Annotated in this window: 11 protein-coding genes; 1 reads left to right on the plus strand and 10 read right to left on the minus strand. The window is 72.8% G+C overall.

Annotation, left to right across the window (positions count from 1 at the left end; translation table 11 throughout):
• The 9 genes from CCN33_RS05385 to bldG form a co-directional block, all read right to left on the minus strand.
• Positions 1-854 (minus strand): DNA polymerase III subunit delta' (locus CCN33_RS05385; protein WP_086691658.1); only part of this gene is annotated, 854 nt, incomplete at its 3' end.
• Between the two features lie 142 nt (positions 855-996).
• Positions 997-4,083 (minus strand): dTMP kinase, encoded by a 3,087-nt coding sequence (tmk, locus tag CCN33_RS05390; RefSeq protein WP_086691661.1) that lies wholly within the window; start codon positions 4,081-4,083, stop codon positions 997-999.
• Between the two features lie 163 nt (positions 4,084-4,246).
• The gene (gene topA, locus CCN33_RS05395; protein ID WP_086691663.1) at positions 4,247-7,078 is read right to left on the minus strand and encodes a type I DNA topoisomerase; all 2,832 of its coding nucleotides are present in this window, start codon (positions 7,076-7,078) and stop codon (positions 4,247-4,249) included.
• Positions 7,079-7,337: 259 nt separating this feature from the next.
• Positions 7,338-7,535 (minus strand): hypothetical protein, encoded by a 198-nt coding sequence (locus CCN33_RS05400; RefSeq protein WP_086691665.1) that lies wholly within the window; start codon positions 7,533-7,535, stop codon positions 7,338-7,340.
• A gap of 266 nt (positions 7,536-7,801) precedes the next feature.
• A complete protein-coding gene (locus tag CCN33_RS05405) occupies positions 7,802-9,322 on the minus strand; it encodes a DUF7059 domain-containing protein (protein ID WP_086691667.1) in 1,521 nt (506 codons plus the stop codon).
• 64 nt (positions 9,323-9,386) lie between these two features.
• Positions 9,387-9,980: a small secreted protein gene (locus CCN33_RS05410; RefSeq protein ID WP_086691669.1), complete on the minus strand. Its 594-nt coding sequence runs from the start codon at positions 9,978-9,980 to the stop codon at positions 9,387-9,389.
• Positions 9,981-10,187: 207 nt separating this feature from the next.
• Entirely contained in the window at positions 10,188-12,605 is a 2,418-nt protein-coding gene (locus tag CCN33_RS05415; protein ID WP_086691671.1) for a sodium-translocating pyrophosphatase, read from the minus strand.
• Between the two features lie 364 nt (positions 12,606-12,969).
• Positions 12,970-13,407, minus strand: a complete 438-nt coding sequence (locus CCN33_RS05420; RefSeq protein WP_086691673.1) for an ATP-binding protein — start codon at positions 13,405-13,407, stop codon at positions 12,970-12,972.
• A 162-nt stretch (positions 13,408-13,569) separates the two neighbouring features.
• Positions 13,570-13,911: an anti-sigma factor antagonist BldG gene (gene bldG / locus CCN33_RS05425; RefSeq protein ID WP_010986038.1), complete on the minus strand. Its 342-nt coding sequence runs from the start codon at positions 13,909-13,911 to the stop codon at positions 13,570-13,572.
• A gap of 82 nt (positions 13,912-13,993) precedes the next feature.
• Between bldG and CCN33_RS05430 the strand changes: the two genes are divergently transcribed.
• Positions 13,994-16,534: a DEAD/DEAH box helicase gene (locus tag CCN33_RS05430; protein WP_244173683.1), complete on the plus strand. Its 2,541-nt coding sequence runs from the start codon at positions 13,994-13,996 to the stop codon at positions 16,532-16,534.
• Here CCN33_RS05430 and CCN33_RS05435 read toward each other — a convergent pair.
• Positions 16,531-16,942, minus strand: a 412-nt coding sequence (locus CCN33_RS05435) for an Rv3654c family TadE-like protein (protein WP_107483902.1), incomplete at its 5' end; no start/stop codon positions are given. The genes CCN33_RS05430 and CCN33_RS05435 overlap by 4 nt on opposite strands.

Genomic DNA, 16,942 nt, shown 5'->3' on the forward strand with positions numbered 1-16,942 from the left:
GCGGCCTTCAGCTCGTCGGTCTCCTTGCCGTCCATCTCCTCGGCGAGCTGCTTGGCGTCCTCGGCGGCGGCGTCGACGAGCTCCTGGGCGGCCTTCAGGCAGCCGCCGACCTCCTCGATGCGCAGCGGCAGCTTCAGCACCGAGGCACGGCGCCGGCGGGCCTCGGGGTCGGTGGCCAGGCGCCGGGCCCGGTCGACGTGCCCCTGGGTGGCGCGGGCGGCGGCCGCGGCGACCTCGGGCTCGACACCGTCCCGGCGCACCAGCATGTCCGCGACGGCCGCGACCGGCGGAGTGCGCAGGTTCAGGTGCCGGCAGCGGGAACGGATGGTCGGCAGCACGTCCTCGATGGAGGGCGCGCACAGCAGCCAGACCGTGCGCGGGGCGGGCTCCTCGACAGCCTTGAGGACCGCGTTGGCCGACTTCTCGTTCAGCCGCTCGGCGTCCTCGACCAGGATGATCTGCCAGCGCCCGTTCGCCGGGCTGGTGTACGACTTGCGGACCGTGTCCCGCATGTCCTTGACCAGGATCTCCGCGCCCACGGCCGCGACCGAGGACACGTCCGCGTGGGTGCCGAGCAGCGCGGTGTGGCAGCCGTCGCAGAAGCCGCAGCCGGGGGTGCCGCCGAGGGCGCGGTCGGGGCTCACGCACTGGAGGGCGGCGGCGAAGGCGCGCGCCGCCTGGTTGCGGCCCGCGCCGGGCGGCCCGGTGAACAGCCAGGCGTGGGTCATCCTCGACGCCTCGGGCGGTGGCTGGTCGGCCGCGGCGGCCGTGACGAGCGCGTCGGCGTCCCGCGCGGCCGCCTCCAGCGCCGCGCTCACCTTCTCCTGCCCGACGAGGTCGTCCCAGACACTCATGGGTCACGCCGCCCTTTCCGTCACTTCGGGTTCCGTCGTCCATTGTGCGGGGGACCACCGACAGTGCCGCCCGCACGGCGAAGGGCGGCGCCCTCCGCCACGCCGAAGCGCCCGGTGGACACCGCCCCTCGCTTACGCCCGGTCAGCCGCGGCGACCCCGGCCGCGCCGGCCGCCGTCGTCGTGCCGGTCGCGCTCGTCGTGCTCGTCGTAGGACCCGAGGAGCTCGTCCGCGAGCGACGGCAGGTCGTCCAGCGGGGTCTCCTCGGCCCAGTCGGGGCGCGGGCGCCGGGGCTTGCCGTCGGCGCCGAGCTGCGGGATCTCGCGGGTGCGGTCCTCCGCGTCGTCACGGACCGGCGGCAGCACGGCCGTGTCCTCGGCGGGGCTCACCGGGGGCAGGACGGCGGTCTCGTCGGCGTCCCGGTCGGAGAACTTCGGCAGCAGCGCCGTCTCGTCGGCCGCGCCCTTGGGAGCGGGCGGCTGCGGCAGCTCGGCCGTCACCTCGGCCTCGGAGCCGCCGCCGCGCACCGGGCGCAGCACGGCCGTGTCGTCGCCCGCGCGGGGCGCCGGGGCGTCCGGGACGGCACGCTCGGGCTCGGACGGCTTGCGGACCGCGCTGTCGGCCGCCGCGGCGGCCTCGGCCGCGCGCCTGCGGGCCTCCTCGGCGCGCAGCAGGGCGTCCTCAGCCTTGCGCTGCTTCTCCAGGCGCAGGGCCTCGGCCTCGGCACGCTGCCGGGCCTCCTCCTCGGCCTGCTTGCGGCGCCGCTCCTCCTCGGCCCTGCGGCGGGCCTCCTCCTCGGCACGGGCCTTCTCCTCGGCGAGCAGCCGCTGACGCTCCTCCTCGGCACGGCGGTGCGCCTCCTCGGCGCGACGCCGGGCCTCCTCCTCCTGCCGCTCGGCCTCGCGGCGCTGCGCCTCCTCCAGCTCGCGGCGCTTGCGCTCCTCCTCCTCGGCACGCAGCCGGGCGAGCTGCTCGGCGCGCTCGCGCGCCACCCGCTCCTCCTCGGCCTTGCGGGCGGCCTCGGCCTCCGCCTTGCGGCGGGCCTCCTCCTCGGCCTTCTTCCGCGCCTCCTCCTGGGCCTTGATCTCGGCCTCGGAGAGCGGCAGCACGGTGTCGAGCCGGTGCCGGATCACGCTGGTGACGCCCTCGGGCTCCTGGCCCGCGTCCACGACGAGGTAGCGGCCGGGGTCGGCGGCGGCGAGGGTGAGGAAACCGGCCCGCACGCGCGCGTGGAACTCGGCCGGCTCCGACTCCAGCCGGTCCGGCGCCTCGGTGAAGCGCTCCCGCGCGACCTCCGGCGGCACGTCCAGCAGGACGGTCAGATGCGGGACGAGACCGCCCGTGGCCCAGCGGTTGATACGGGCGATCTCGGTCGGCGACAGATCCCGGCCGGCGCCCTGGTAGGCGACGGAGGAGTCGATGTACCGGTCGGAGATGACGACCGCGCCGCGCTCCAGGGCGGGGCGTACGACGGTGTCGACGTGCTCGGCGCGGTCGGCGGCGTACAGCAGCGCCTCCGCGCGGTGCGACAGGCCCGCCTCGGACACGTCCAGCAGGATCGAGCGGAGCCGCTTGCCCACCGGGGTGGCGCCGGGCTCGCGGGTGAGGACGACCTCGTGGCCCTTGGCGCGAATCCACTCGGCGAGGGCCTCGGCCTGGGTGGACTTGCCCGCGCCGTCGCCGCCCTCCAGGGAGATGAAGAAACCGTTCCCCGCAGGGGCGGTGACCGGGTCGTCGCCGCCGAGCAGGGCGTCCTTGATGTCCTGGCGCAGCGGGATGCCGGACCGGTCGTCGACCTTGGCGAGGACCAGCACGGCCACCGGAAGCAGCAGCGCGCCGACCAGCATCAGGGTGAAGGAGGCACCGCCGTGCGCGAAGACGAAGCGGCCGTTCTCCAGCCGGTGGCGGCCGATGAGCCCGGCGACGACCGGGGCGATCAGGGCGCCGAGCGCCATGAAGACCCGGACGACCGCGTGCAGGTGCTCGGTGATCCGGGTACGGCGGGAGTCCTCGGTCTCCTGGTCGAGCAGGGCGTGCCCGGTGTTGGCGGAGATGCCCGCGCCGATGCCGGCCAGGGTGAGGATCAGCAGGACGGTGGTGACGTCCGGGACGAGTCCGGCGGCCAGCAGGGCGATGCCGGTGAGCGCGATGGCCAGGGCGAGCAGCCGGCGCCGGGACAGCGAGGGCAGCAGCGCGGGCGCGGTACGGATGCCGACACCGACGCCGCCGGTCAGGCCCAGCACCAGCAGGCCGTAGAGCACCGGGCCGCCGCCCAGGTCGGAGGCGTGCAGCACGCACACCGCGACGGCGGCCGAGATGGCCCCGGCCACGGCGGCGCAGGCGATGACCAGCAGCAGCACGGCGCCCGTGCGGCCCTTGTCGACGCCGGAGCCGGAACGCGGGCGGCGCAGGCCCTCCAGCGGGGAGCGCGGGCGCGGGGTGCGCGTGCCGGGCAGCTTCAGGGCGGTCAGCACGGACACCGAGGCGGCGAACAGGCCGGCCGCGACATAGGCGGCGAGGGCCGCGTGGTGCTGGTCGAACCAGGCGATGCCGGTGGCCAGCAGGTTGTTGAACAGGGAGGCGGTGACCAGGACGGCGGCGGCCAGCGGCAGCGCCACGAAGCCGGTGCGCAGCGACAGGCGGCGCAGCGCGTCCAGGTGGTCCGGCAGCGGCCGCACCGACGCGCCCTCGGGGGGCGGGGCGGGCAGCAGCGCGGGGGCCGCGCTCTCCCGGCACACCGTCCACAGCCGCTCGGCGATGCCGGTGACGAAGGCGGTGGCCAGCAGGACGGTCAGGGCGTTGCCCGGCGTCCAGTCGATCCACAGCGGCGCCACGATCAGCAGCGCGGCCCGCACGCCGTCGGCGCCGACCATGGTCCAGCGCCGGTCGAGCGGGCCGTCCGGGGCGGTGAGCGTGGTCAGCGGGCCGAGCAGGACGGCACCGAAGAGCACGGTGGCCAGCACGCGGGCCCCGAAGACCGTCGCCACTGCGAACGCCGCGCCTCGGTAGCCGCCACCGAAGGAGCCCTGGGTGACGGCCGCCTGGAGGGCGAGCACCACCAGCACGAGCAGCGCGAGGGCGTCACCGACGCCACTCACGAGCTGCGCGCTCCAGAGGCGGCGCAGGTCGGGGCGGCGCAGCAGTGAACGGACGGCGCGCTCGCGGGAATCCGCGACAAGGGCGTCGTCCGGTGCTGGATTGGGGGCCGTTGGCTGCTCGGCTCGCGTCATGCGTTCAGCCTATCCGCAGCTACCCACCCGCATGCCTCCCTCGTCCCCACCCCTTCCCGGACCCTCACTCCTTGATCCCTTAGGGGGCGCACGCCGGAGCGCGGAACACCCCGGTACCGAGGCCGGTACCGGGGTGTTCACGAACGCGGAAGCGGGTGAGGGGTCAGTCCTCCGAGCCGGAGCCCGCCGCCTTGGCCGCCGTCGTCTTCTTGGCGGTCGTCTTCTTCGCCGTGGTCTTCTTGGCGGCCGCCGTCGTCTTCTTGGCCGCCGTCTTCTTGGCGGCGGTCTTCTTCGCCGGAGCCGTCTTCTTGGCCGTGGCCTTCTTCGCCGTCTTCTTGGCCGGACCCTTGGCCCGCTTCTCGGCGAGCAGCTCGAAGCCGCGCTCGGGGGTGATCTCCTCCACACTGTCGCCGGAGCGCAGGGTGGCGTTGGTCTCCCCGTCGGTGACGTACGGGCCGAAGCGGCCGTCCTTGACCACGACCGGCTTGCCGGAGACCGGGTCCTCGCCCAGCTCCTTCAGCGGCGGCTTGGCGGCCGCCCGGCCACGCTGCTTGGGCTGGGCGTAGATCGCCAGCGCCTCCTCCAGCGTGATCGTGAAGAGCTGCTCCTCCGCCGTGAGCGAGCGCGAGTCCGTGCCCTTCTTCAGGTACGGGCCGTAGCGGCCGTTCTGCGCGGTGATCTCCACGCCCTCGGCGTCGGTGCCGACCACGCGGGGCAGCGACATCAGCTTCAGGGCGTCCTCGAGCGTGACCGTGTCGAGCGCCATGGACTTGAACAGCGAGGCCGTGCGCGGCTTGACCGCGTTCTTGCCGGTCTTCGGGGTGCCCTCGGGGAGCACCTCGGTGACGTAGGGGCCGTAGCGGCCGTCCTTGGCGATGATCTGGTGGCCGCTGACCGGGTCGGTGCCCAGCTCGAAGTCGCCACTGGGCCTGGCCAGCAGTTCCTCGGCCAGCTCGACGGTCAGCTCGTCCGGCGCCAGGTCCTCGGGGACGTCGGCGCGCTGGTGCTGCTCGGTGTCCTTCTCGCCCCGCTCGATGTACGGGCCGTAGCGGCCGACGCGCAGGACGATGCCGTCGCCGACCGGGAAGGAGGAGACCTCGCGGGCGTCGATCGCGCCCAGGTCGGTGACGAGTTCCTTCAGGCCGCCGAGGTGGTCGCCGTCGCCGTTGCCCGCGTCCGCGGCGGCGCCGGTGTCGAGGCCCTCGCCGAAGTAGAAGCGCTTGAGCCACGGCACGGACTGGGCCTCGCCGCGTGCGATGCGGTCGAGGTCGTCCTCCATGCGGGCGGTGAAGTCGTAGTCGACGAGCCGGCCGAAGTGCTTCTCCAGCAGGTTGACCACGGCGAAGGACAGGAAGGACGGCACCAGGGCCGTGCCCTTCTTGAAGACGTAGCCGCGGTCCAGGATGGTGCCGATGATCGACGCGTAGGTCGACGGGCGGCCGATCTCGCGCTCCTCCAGCTCCTTGACCAGGGACGCCTCGGTGTAGCGGGCCGGGGCCTTGGTGGCGTGACCGTCGACCGTGATCTCGTCGGCGGCCAGCGGGTCGCCCTCGGAGACCTGGGGCAGCCGGCGCTCGCGGTCGTCCAGCTCGGCGTTGGGGTCGTCGGCGCCCTCGACGTACGCCTTCAGGAAGCCGTGGAAGGTGATCGTCTTGCCGGAGGCGCTGAACTCGACGTCCCGGCCGTCGGCGGAGGTGCCGCCGATCTTGACGGTCACGCTGTTGCCGGTCGCGTCCTTCATCTGGGAGGCGACGGTCCGCTTCCAGATCAGCTCGTACAGCTTGAACTGGTCGCCGGTCAGGCCGGTCTCGGCGGGCGTGCGGAAGCGGTCGCCGGAGGGGCGGATCGCCTCGTGCGCCTCCTGCGCGTTCTTGACCTTGCCCGCGTAGGAGCGCGGCTGCGGCGGGAGGTAGTCGGCACCGTACAACTGCGTGACCTGGGCGCGGGCGGCGCCGATGGCCGTCTCGCTCAGCGTCGTGGAGTCGGTACGCATGTACGTGATGTAGCCGTTCTCGTACAGCTTCTGGGCGACCTGCATGGTCGCCTTCGCGCCGAAGCCGAGCTTGCGGCTGGCCTCCTGCTGGAGGGTCGTCGTACGGAACGGGGCGTACGGCGAGCGGCGGTACGGCTTGGACTCCACCGAGCGCACGGAGAACCGGGTGGTCTCCAGGGCGGCGGCGAGCGCGCGGGCACCCACCTCGTCGAGGTGGAGCGTGTTGGCGCTCTTGAGCCGACCGAGGGAGTCGAAGTCGCGGCCCTGGGCGACACGCCGGCCGTCGACGCTCTGGAGACGGGCGACCAGCGAGGACGGGTCCGAGGCGTCACCGGCGCGGCCGGTGGCGAAGGTGCCGGTCAGGTCCCAGTACTCGGCGGAGCGGAAGGCGATGCGCTCGCGCTCGCGCTCCACGATGAGCCGGGTCGCGACGGACTGCACACGGCCCGCCGACAGCTTCGGCATGACCTTCTTCCACAGGACCGGCGAGACCTCGTAGCCGTAGAGGCGGTCGAGGATGCGGCGGGTCTCCTGGGCGTCGACCAGCTTCTTGTTCAGCTCGCGCGGGTTGGCGACGGCCTCGCGGATCGCGTCCTTGGTGATCTCGTGGAAGACCATCCGCTTGACGGGGATCTTGGGCTTGAGGACTTCCTGAAGGTGCCAGGCGATGGCCTCGCCCTCGCGGTCCTCATCGGTGGCGAGGAAGAGCTCGTCGGAGTCCTTCATCAGGTCCCGGAGCTTCTTCACCTGCGCCTTCTTGTCCGCGTTGATGACATAGATCGGCGCGAAGTCGTGTTCCACGTCCACACCGAGGCGGCGGACCTCACCGGTGTACTTCTCCGGCACCTCGGCGGCGCCGCTGGGAAGGTCACGGATGTGCCCGACGCTCGCCTCGACTACGTATCCGGGGCCGAGGTAGCCCTTGATCGTCTTCGCCTTGGCAGGCGACTCGACGATGACGAGTCGGCGGCCGCCCTGTGCGGTCTCGCTGGTCGGGGACAACTTCGCTCTTCTCTCCGGTCGGCGCTGGGGTCCTCCCCCGGGCGCTCGTCCCTGGGGTCGCGGCGTGCGGTGGCTGGTGTGACGCTGCGGAGTGTGACGGTACATCCCGCCCCCGTGTCAAACGGGAAAAGCCCACAACGGCCACTCGAACGGTAACCCGACTACCGCCATTCCTGCCGCCCGGAGTACCCACCGAGCGCTCACCCCAAGCCCGGAGTCCTCTCCTTCCGCCGCCGCCGCGCCGGCCCGGCCGACCGGGTCAGGGACGCGTCAGGCAGTACGCGGCCAGCCCCAGGGAGACGAGCGCGGCGGCCGCCGCGAGCACCGCCGATGCGACCCGGTTCACACCGACGGCGACCGGTTCGGCGCGGCGCACCCGCACCCCGGTCCACACCATCAGAGCCCCTCCGAACAGCGTGAACACCGCTCCCGCGAACACCGCTGGCACGCTCTCCATGATCCGTCCGCCCCTCCCGCGCGCCCGGCGCGGTCCGCAACTCTCCAGCGCGGGGAGGCTGCCACGCCCGGTGGGCGGCGGGGCGACGGCGGGATGAACGGACGGGGCCGGCTCTGTCGCCGTCCGGGCGGCACACATCACTTTCCGGCCTTTTTGCCGTTCTGCTCCGTGCCCCCGGCATACGACGATGATCCGCCCGCCCGTCCACCGGACCGGGTACGCCGGGTACGACAACCGGATCAGCCGAGGCGTCCCGTCGGCGCGGCTCAGCCCAGCGGCTCCAGGAAGCCCTGCTCCACCAGCAGCCGGATCTGCGCGGGCGTGCGGTCGCGCAGCACCACGGGGTCCTCGCCGACGAGCTGGGCGATGGCGTCCAGGATGACCCCCGCGCTCAGCGAGCCGTCGCACACGCCCGCGAAACCCGCACCGATGGTGTCCACCTTCGTCGCCCGGCGCATGCCCCGGTGCTGACGGAGCACCACGTGCTCGGGGTCCTCGGCGCCGGGCAGGCCGACCTGCTCCTGCACGACCTCGGCGGCGAGCCTGAAGTGGCCCTCCAGCAGGGCCGCGTCGTCGTGCGCGCGCAGGTGGTCGACGCGCTCGAAGTGGTCCCGGATGGTGTCGCCGAGCGGCTGCTCGACCGGGTGCGGCCACTCCTCCACGGTGACGGAGGGCTCGGCCGAGGCGGTGCGGCGCAGGGTGATCCAGCCGAAGCCGACCGCCTTCACCTTGCGCGCCTCGAACTCGTCCAGCCACGCGTCGTACCGCGACTGGTACTCCGCCCGGTCCTCGCGGTGGTCGCCGGCGTCCCTGAGCCACAGCTCGGCGTACTGCGTGATGTCCTGGACCTCGCGCTGCACGATCCACGCGTCGCACCCGCGCGGCACCCAGGAGCGCACCCGGTCCTGCCAGTCCTCCCCCTCCACGTGCTGCCAGTTGGCGAGGAACTGCGCGAACCCGCCCTCGTTCAGCCTGTCCCCCGCCTGCTGGACGAGCGAGCGGCACAGATCGTCCCCGCTCATCCCGCCGTCGCGGTAGATGAGCCGGGCGCCGGGCGAGATGACGAAGGGCGGGTTGGACACGATCAGGTCGAACGTCTCGTCGTCCTTGACCGGTGCGAACAGCGAGCCCTCGCGCAGGGAGGCGGCGGGCGCGCCGGAGAGGGCGAGGGTGAGCGCGGTGATGTGCAGGGCGCGCGGGTTGAGGTCGGTGGCGGTGACCCGGGTCGCGTGCTGGGCGGCGTGCAGCGCCTGGATGCCGGAGCCGGTGCCGAGGTCGAGCGCGGCGGCCACGGGGGTGCGCACGGTGATGCCGGCCAGCGTGGTGGAGGCGCCGCCGACGCCGAGCACCACGTCCTCGTCCCGGCTGCCGATGCCGCCCGCCCCGCCGACCGCGCAGCCGAGGTCGGACACGATGAACCAGTCCTCGCCGTCGGGTCCGCCGTAGGGGCGGACGTCGACGGTGGCGGCCAGCTCGTCGCCGCCCACGGGCTTGAGCCACCCGGCGTCCACCGCGTCCTCGACCGGCAGCACGTCCGTCAGCCGGGCGCGGGGCACCGGCTGCTGGAGCAGGAACAGCCGCACCAGCGCCTCCAGCGGCGTGTCGCCGCGGGTCGCGCGCAGGGCGGGCACGGTCTCGCTGCGGGCGAGCGCCGCGTAGGCGGGGGCCCCGAGCAGGTCGAGCAGGCCGTCCGCAGTGAAGGAGGCGGACAGCAGGGCGTCGCGCAGGCGGGCGGCCGCCTCGGGCCGGTCGGTGGCGGGCAGGGGGGCGGAGCCGGAGTCAGTCACGCCCCCATTGTGGCCCGCCGCGCCGCCCCGGGGCCGCCGCGCCCGGCCAGGCGCGCGGGCGCCGTCAGCTCTTGGCGGCGGGCGGCGCGGAGGCGGAGACCTTGCAGCTCGGCTGCTCGGCGATGGCCTCCTTCACGTCGCCCTGCTCCAGGCGCTTCAGCGCCTCGGTGCCGCTGCTGCTCTGGCGGCCGATCTCCTTGGTCTGGTCGGCGACGTCGTGCAGGCCCTTGGCGAACTTGCCCTGGTCCTTGGTGTCCAGCCCGTCGACCTTCTTCTTCAGGTCGGCGTAGGAGGTGGCCAGGCTGTTGAGGTTCTGGACCGCGTCCTGCTGCCGCTTGGCCCCGCCGTCGACCCCGGGGGGAGCACCGGCGCCGTTGATGGCGGTCGCGATGGCCTTGTAGCCGTCGGACATGTCCTGGAACGCCTGCGCGTACGTCTCCTTCGCCGTCTTCGGCGGGAGGTCGCTGTCGCTGGCGATCTTGGCGATCCCCGCGTTGGCCGCCTTGATCTTGGTGTACTGCGCGGGCACCGCGTCGCACACCTTCTTCGCCCAGACACCCAGCTTGGGGTCGGGGCCGCCGCCGTCGCTGCCGCATCCCGTCAGCGCCGTTATCAGTACCGCGCCGCCGGACAGGGCGGCCGCGAGCTTCTTGTTCACCGGATCGGTCCCTTCCATGGCTATCGGCCACCGGAATCTACACGGCGGAGCGAGACCATCCACACGACCGATGCCCTATAAGAAGACTTTTGCGGTGCTTCGCACCATGCGAGAGAAGGCTCACGGCCGACGGCCCCGGCCACCACGCACGAGCGGGCGGCGACGCGTCAGCACGCGCCGTCCGCCCGCCCGTTGACGGAGCCTCGTTTACGGAACCACCGCCGGGGGCGTTGAGTTGGAGATCTCGCCCGCGTCCTCGTCGTCCCCCACGGCGATGCCGCGCCGCTTGGACACGTACACCGCGACGACGATCACCAGCAGCGCGAACACCGCGACCACGGCGCGCACGAGCATGCTGCTGCTGCCTCCGTAGGAGAACTTGATCACCGCGGGGGCGATGAGCAGGGCGACCAGGTTCATCACCTTCAGCAGCGGGTTGATGGCCGGGCCCGCGGTGTCCTTGAAGGGGTCGCCGACGGTGTCGCCGATCACGGTGGCCGCATGGGCGTCGCTGCCCTTGCCGCCGTGGTGGCCGTCCTCCACCAGCTTCTTGGCGTTGTCCCAGGCGCCCCCGGAGTTGGCGAGGAACACCGCCATCAGCGTGCCCGCGCCGATCGCGCCGGCGAGGAAGGCTCCGAGGGCGCCGACGCCGAGGGTGAACCCGATGAAGATCGGCGCCATCACGGCGAGCAGGCCGGGCGTGGCCAGCTCGCGCAGGGCGTCACGGGTGCAGATGTCGACGACCCGGCCGTACTCGGGCTTCTCCGTGTAGTCCATGATCCCCGGCCGCTCGCGGAACTGCCTGCGCACCTCGAACACCACCGAGCCGGCCGACCGCGACACGGCGTTGATGGCGAGCCCGGAGAAGAGGAAGACCACCGCCGCGCCCGCGATCAGGCCGACCAGGTTGTTGGGCTGGGAGATGTCCATCGACAGGGTCAGCGGCGAGCCCGGCCCGCTGAGCTGCTCCCCCACGTCCCGCACGCCGGTGGTGATCGCGTCCCGGTACGAACCGAAGAGGGCCGCCGCCGCGAGGACGGCGGTGGCGATGGCGATGCCCTTGGTGATGGCCTTGGTCGTGTTGCCGACCGCGTCCAGGTCGGTGAGCACCTGGGCGCCGGCGCCCTCCACGTCCGAGGACATCTCGGCGATGCCCTGCGCGTTGTCGGAGACCGGGCCGAAGGTGTCCATGGCGACGATCACCCCGACCGTGGTCAGCAGCCCGGTCCCGGCGAGCGCCACCGCGAACAGCGCCAGCATGATCGAGGTGCCGCCGAGCAGGAACGCCCCGTACACGCTGAGGCCGATCAGCAGCGCGGTGTAGACGGCGGACTCCAGGCCCAGCGAGATGCCGGAGAGGACTACGGTCGCCGGGCCGGTGAGCGACGTGCGGCCGACGTCGCGGACCGGGCGGCGGGTGGTCTCGGTGAAGTAGCCGGTGAGCTGCTGGATGACGGCGGCGAGCAGGATGCCGATGGCCACGGCGACCAGCGCCAGCACCCGGGGGTCGCCGTCCTTGCCGCGGACCGCCGCGTCGGTCACACCGGCCAGCTGGGAGTAGCGGGCCGGCAGATAGACGTAGACGGCGACGGCGACCAGGGCGAGGGAGATCACGGCCGAGACGAAGAAGCCCCGGTTGATGGCGCTCATCCCGCTGCGGTCGGCGCGGCGGGGGGCGACCGCGAAGATGCCGATCATCGCGGTGATGACACCGATGGCCGGGACCAGCAGCGGGAAGGCGAGCCCGGCGTCGCCGAAGGCGGTCTTCCCGAGGATCAGCGCGGCCACCAGGGTGACGGCGTACGACTCGAAGAGGTCGGCCGCCATGCCCGCGCAGTCCCCGACGTTGTCGCCCACGTTGTCCGCGATGGTCGCCGCGTTGCGCGGGTCGTCCTCCGGGATGCCCTGCTCGACCTTGCCGACCAGGTCGGCGCCGACGTCGGCGGCCTTGGTGAAGATGCCGCCGCCGACTCGCATGAACATGGCGATCAGGGCGGCACCCAGACCGAATCCCTCCAGCACCTTGGGCGCGTCGGCCGCGTAGACCAGCACCACGCAGGAGGCGCCGAACAGGCCGAGCCCGACGGTGAACATGCCGACCACGCCGCCGGTGCGAAATGCGATCTTCATTGCTTTGTGCGAGACGACGGTGAGATCCTTTTCCGCCTCACCCTGTCCCGGAGTCGCCTCCCGGGCGGCCGCGGCGACACGCACATTGCTGCGTACGGCGAGCCACATACCGATATAGCCGGTGGCCGCCGAGAAAGCCGCGCCGATCAGGAAGAACACCGAGCGTCCGGCCCGCTGACTCCAGTCGTCCGCGGGAAGCAGGAGAAGCAGGAAGAACACCACTACGGCGAAAATGCCGAGGGTGCGCAACTGCCGCGCCAGATAGGCCTTCGCGCCTTCCTGGACCGCCTCGGCGATCTCCCGCATGCGCGCGGTGCCCTCGCCCGCCGACAGCACCTGGCGCACCAGGACGCCCGCGACGGCCAGCGCCGCAAGGGCCACCGCCGCGATCACGCCGACCAGCGCGCGGTTGCCGTCCGTCAGGACGACGGCCGCGAGGTACACGGAGTTGGATGCGGAGTGACCCGCCTGACCAGGGATGAGAAGCCCCGCCATTCGTCCTCCTTGACGCTTGGGCCGAGCTCAAGCTGTGGACGGACTTGTAGCTGCCCGATGGTGATCCCGACCGGCACGGTAAACAGAATTGCCCGCCCCTAACCCTTTAGCAAACGATCGAGTGCAGGACCAGAGCACGAAACCCGGACGGAGTAATACCCCTGAGGCATTTAAGATCGCACCTTCACCGGCGCCATCTGCGGGGGTTTCCGGTCGTGAATTCCTTCACGTATTCGCGGCGGCCGGTGGTTCGGCCGAAAGTGGCCGGAACGCCGCGAGGGGCCCTGCGGTGCAGGGCCCCTCGGGAAGTCGTCCGGCTCGCGTGGCGCGCGATCGGGATCAATGCGGTCCGGATCAGTGCGGTTCAGATCAGTTCGGTCGGCGGGGGGACGGTCGGCCAGGACATGCGGATCAGGCCACCGTTCTCGCTGGTGGTGACCTCGACGTCGTCCACGAGGCCGCTGATGACCGCGAGGCCCATCTCGTCCTCCTCGGCCTCCACGTCCGCGTCGGCGCTCGCGCCGCCCGCGACCCGCTCGGCGGGCACGGCGTGCGGAGCCTCGTCGCCGACCTCGATCGAGAAGAGCTTCTCCTCCTCGATCAGCGCCACCTTGACCGGCGCGGTGATACCCACGCTCTGGTGGAGCCCGACCGCGCGGGAGCACGCCTCACCGACCGCGAGGCGGACCTCGTCGAGTACGGCCTCGTCCACTCCGGCCCTGCGCGCCACCGCGGCCGCCACCAGACGGGCGGTCCGGACGTGCTCGGGCAGCGCGCTGAAGCGGAGTTCGACGGTGGCCATACATCCCCCTCGCGTACTACGAGCGTGCGGTGCGGGGCCGGGGCCGCCGAAAGCCCGCACCCCCACGATGAAACCTCCGCGCCCAGGCCGCTGAAGGCACCGGGGCGGAGTCGACCGGCGCCCGGACCGCACAGACGGCCCGGACCCGGCTTACGACCCTGATCAGTCGGTGGCCGCCACCGCTTCCTCGACCGAGGTGTGGATGGGGAACACCTTGGTGAGGCCGGTGATACGGAAAATCTTCAGAATGCGCTCCTGGTTGCAGACCAGACGGAGCGAGCCCTCATGGGCACGCACCCGCTTCAGGCCACCGACCAGTACGCCGAGCCCGGTGGAGTCGAGGAAGTCCACGCCCTCCATGTCGACGACAAGATGGAAATTGCCGTCGTTCACCAGCTCGACCAACTGCTCGCGCAGCTTGGGCGCGGTGTACACATCGATTTCGCCACCGACCTCGACGACCGTACGATCGCCGACGGTACGGGTCGACAGGGACAGGTCCACGAATCCTCCAGCACCTTGCTCTCGAGCGGTCGCCCCTCGGGACATCCCGGCTTACGGCCCTTGGAACACTTCGCCAGCCGCCATGGCATTCAATCACTTACCGGCAGGTGTGCACGACGCCTTGGCTCCATTGTCCGTCAAGCCGGTGACACACTCGGTGCCGATGGCCAAGAATCACCGACCCGATCACCCCCAGCCGGACCCGGCGTCCCGCCCGTCCCCGGAGACGGTTCTGCACCGGCTCGCCTCCGGTCCGAGCAGGTCCGCGCGCATCACTCATACGGAGCACTTGCCCCCGCGTGCGGGCCGCCATGCCGTCTGGCCGGACCGGATTCGGCCCGAGGTGATCGCGGCGGTCCAGGAGCGCGGGATCGAGCACCCCTGGGCCCACCAGGCAATCGCCGCCGAGCACGCCCTGGACGGCGACTCGGTGGTCGTCGCCACCGGCACCGCCTCCGGCAAGTCGCTGGCCTATCTGATGCCGGTGCTGTCCGCCCTGCTGGACGGCTCCGAGGCCCCGAACGGCCGGGGCGCCACGGCCCTGTACCTCTCCCCGACCAAGGCCCTGGCCGCCGACCAGTGCCGGGCGGTACGGGAACTCGCCGCGCCCCTGGGCAACGCGGTGCGCCCCGCGGTCTACGACGGCGACACCCCGTTCGAGGAACGCGAATGGGTACGTCAGTACGCCAACTACGTCCTGACCAATCCGGACATGCTGCACCGGGGCATCCTGCCGTCCCACCCCCGCTGGTCCTCCTTCCTGAAGTCGCTCAAGTACGTCGTCATCGACGAGTGCCACACCTACCGGGGCGTCTTCGGCTCGCACGTCGCCCAGGTGCTGCGCCGGCTGCGCAGACTGTGCGCCCGCTACGGCGCGTCGCCCGTCTTCCTGCTGGCCTCCGCCACGGCCGCCGAACCCTCCGTGGCCGCCCGCCGGCTGACCGGGCTGCCGGTGGTCGAGGTCGCCGACGACGCCTCCCCGCGCGGGGAACTCGTCTTCGCCCTCTGGGAGCCCCCGCTCACCGAGCTGCACGGCGAGAAGGGCGCCCCGGTGCGCCGCACCGCCACCGCCGAGACCGCCGACCTGCTGACCGACCTCACCGTGCAGGGCGTGCGCTCGGTCGCCTTCGTCCGCTCCCGGCGGGGCGCCGAACTGATCTCGGTCATCGCGCAGGAACGGCTCGCCGAGGTCGACCGTTCTCTGGTCCGGCGTGTCGCCGCCTATCGCGGCGGCTACCTCCCCGAGGAGCGCCGCGCCCTGGAACGCGCCCTGCACTCCGGCGACCTCCTCGGCCTCGCCGCCACCACCGCCCTGGAGCTGGGCGTGGACATCTCCGGCCTGGACGCGGTGGTGATCGCCGGCTATCCGGGCACCCGCGCCTCCCTGTGGCAGCAGGCGGGCCGTGCCGGGCGCTCCGGACAGGGCGCGCTGGCGGTCCTGGTGGCCCGCGACGACCCCCTGGACACCTACCTCGTCCACCACCCGGAGGCCCTGTTCGACCGCCCGGTGGAGTCCACGGTCCTCGACCCGGACAACCCCTACGTCCTCGCCCCGCACCTGTGCGCGGCCGCCGCCGAGATCCCGCTGACCGAGGCTGACCTCGATCTCTTCGGACCCGTGAGCGCCGATGTGCTGGGCCAACTGGAGACGGCGAAGCTGCTGCGCCGCCGCACCCGTGCCTGGCACTGGACGCGCCGGGAACGCGCCGCCGACCTGACCGACATCCGGGGCACCGGCGGACCTCCGGTGCAGATCGTGGAGGAGGGCACCGGGCGCCTGCTCGGCACGGTCGACGCCGAGGCCGCGCACTCCGCCGTCCACGAGGGCGCGGTCCACCTCCATCAGGGCCGCACCTACCTGGTGCGCTCGCTCGACCTGAAGGACTCCGTCGCCCTGGTCGAGCAGGCCGACCCGCCGTACTCGACCGCCGCCCGCGACACCACGTCCATCGCCGTCCTGGAGACGGAGACCGAGATCCCGTGGGGCTCCGGCCGCCTGTGCCTCGGCTCGGTCGAGGTCACCAACCAAGTGGTCTCCTTCCTGCGCAGACGCCTGATCACCGGTGAGGTGCTGGGCGAGACGAAGCTCGATCTCCCTCCGCGCACGCTCCGTACCCGCGCGGTGTGGTGGACGGTCACCGAGGACCAGCTCGACGAGGCCCGGATCAATCCGGAGATCCTCGGCGGCGCCCTGCACGCCGCCGAACACGCCTCGATCGGCATGCTGCCCCTCTTCGCCACCTGCGACCGCTGGGACATCGGCGGGGTCTCGGTCCCGCTGCACCCCGACACGCTGCTCCCCACGGTCTTCGTCTACGACGGCCACCCCGGCGGAGCGGGCTTCGCCGAGCGCGCCTTCCACACCGCCCGCGCCTGGCTGACGGCCACCCGCGAGGCCATCGCCGCCTGCGAGTGCGAGGCCGGCTGCCCGTCCTGCATCCAGTCCCCCAAGTGCGGCAACGGCAACGAGCCCCTGCACAAGCGGGGGGCGGTGCGGCTCCTTACGACGCTGCTGCGCGGCGCGCCGAAAGAGGCGGACGGGACAGGCGCGGGCACCGGCGGGACGGATGCGGAGGCGTCCGCGACGGGGGCGACGGCTTCCGGGGAGGGCGAGCCGAGCTAGGGGCTGTGGCCCTGCGAGGCGCGCGCCCGGGTCGCGGGGCCGGGACCCTGCGAGGCAGGGGCCCGGGTCGCGGGGCCGGGACCCTGCGAGCCGGGCGCACGGGTCCCCGGCCCCGACGGGTCGGAAGGCCCCGCCCTGGCCCGTACCTCCGCAGCGAACGGCCCGTGTCCCGATCCCACGCTCACGTCCGAGGTCTCTCCGACGATCGCGCACCGCACCAGCCGCGCCCCCTGGGCCGACGCCACCCGGCGACCCGCGGCGCACGCCGCCTCCGCGCCCTCGGCCCAGTGGTCCGCCGCCGCGAGCGCCGCAAGATCGGCCGCGCCCGCCGCCCGATGCCGTACGACGACCGCGTGCCCCAGGCCGGCCACGGCGCCGAACACCACGCACAGCAGGGCGATCACCCCG

The sequence above is a fragment of the Streptomyces recifensis genome, from assembly GCF_002154615.1.
Lineage (GTDB): Bacteria > Actinomycetota > Actinomycetes > Streptomycetales > Streptomycetaceae > Streptomyces > Streptomyces griseoluteus.

Excerpts from the sequence above, each read along its gene's own strand:
- CCN33_RS05430 (WP_244173683.1), top strand. The coding sequence starts at position 13,994 with ATGGCATTCAATCACTTACCGGCAGGTGTGCACGACGCCTTGGCTCCA.
- tmk (WP_086691661.1), bottom strand. The coding sequence starts at position 4,083 with ATGACGCGAGCCGAGCAGCCAACGGCCCCCAATCCAGCACCGGACGAC.
- CCN33_RS05415 (WP_086691671.1), bottom strand. The coding sequence starts at position 12,605 with ATGGCGGGGCTTCTCATCCCTGGTCAGGCGGGTCACTCCGCATCCAAC.
- CCN33_RS05420 (WP_086691673.1), bottom strand. The coding sequence starts at position 13,407 with ATGGCCACCGTCGAACTCCGCTTCAGCGCGCTGCCCGAGCACGTCCGG.
- CCN33_RS05400 (WP_086691665.1), bottom strand. The coding sequence starts at position 7,535 with ATGGAGAGCGTGCCAGCGGTGTTCGCGGGAGCGGTGTTCACGCTGTTC.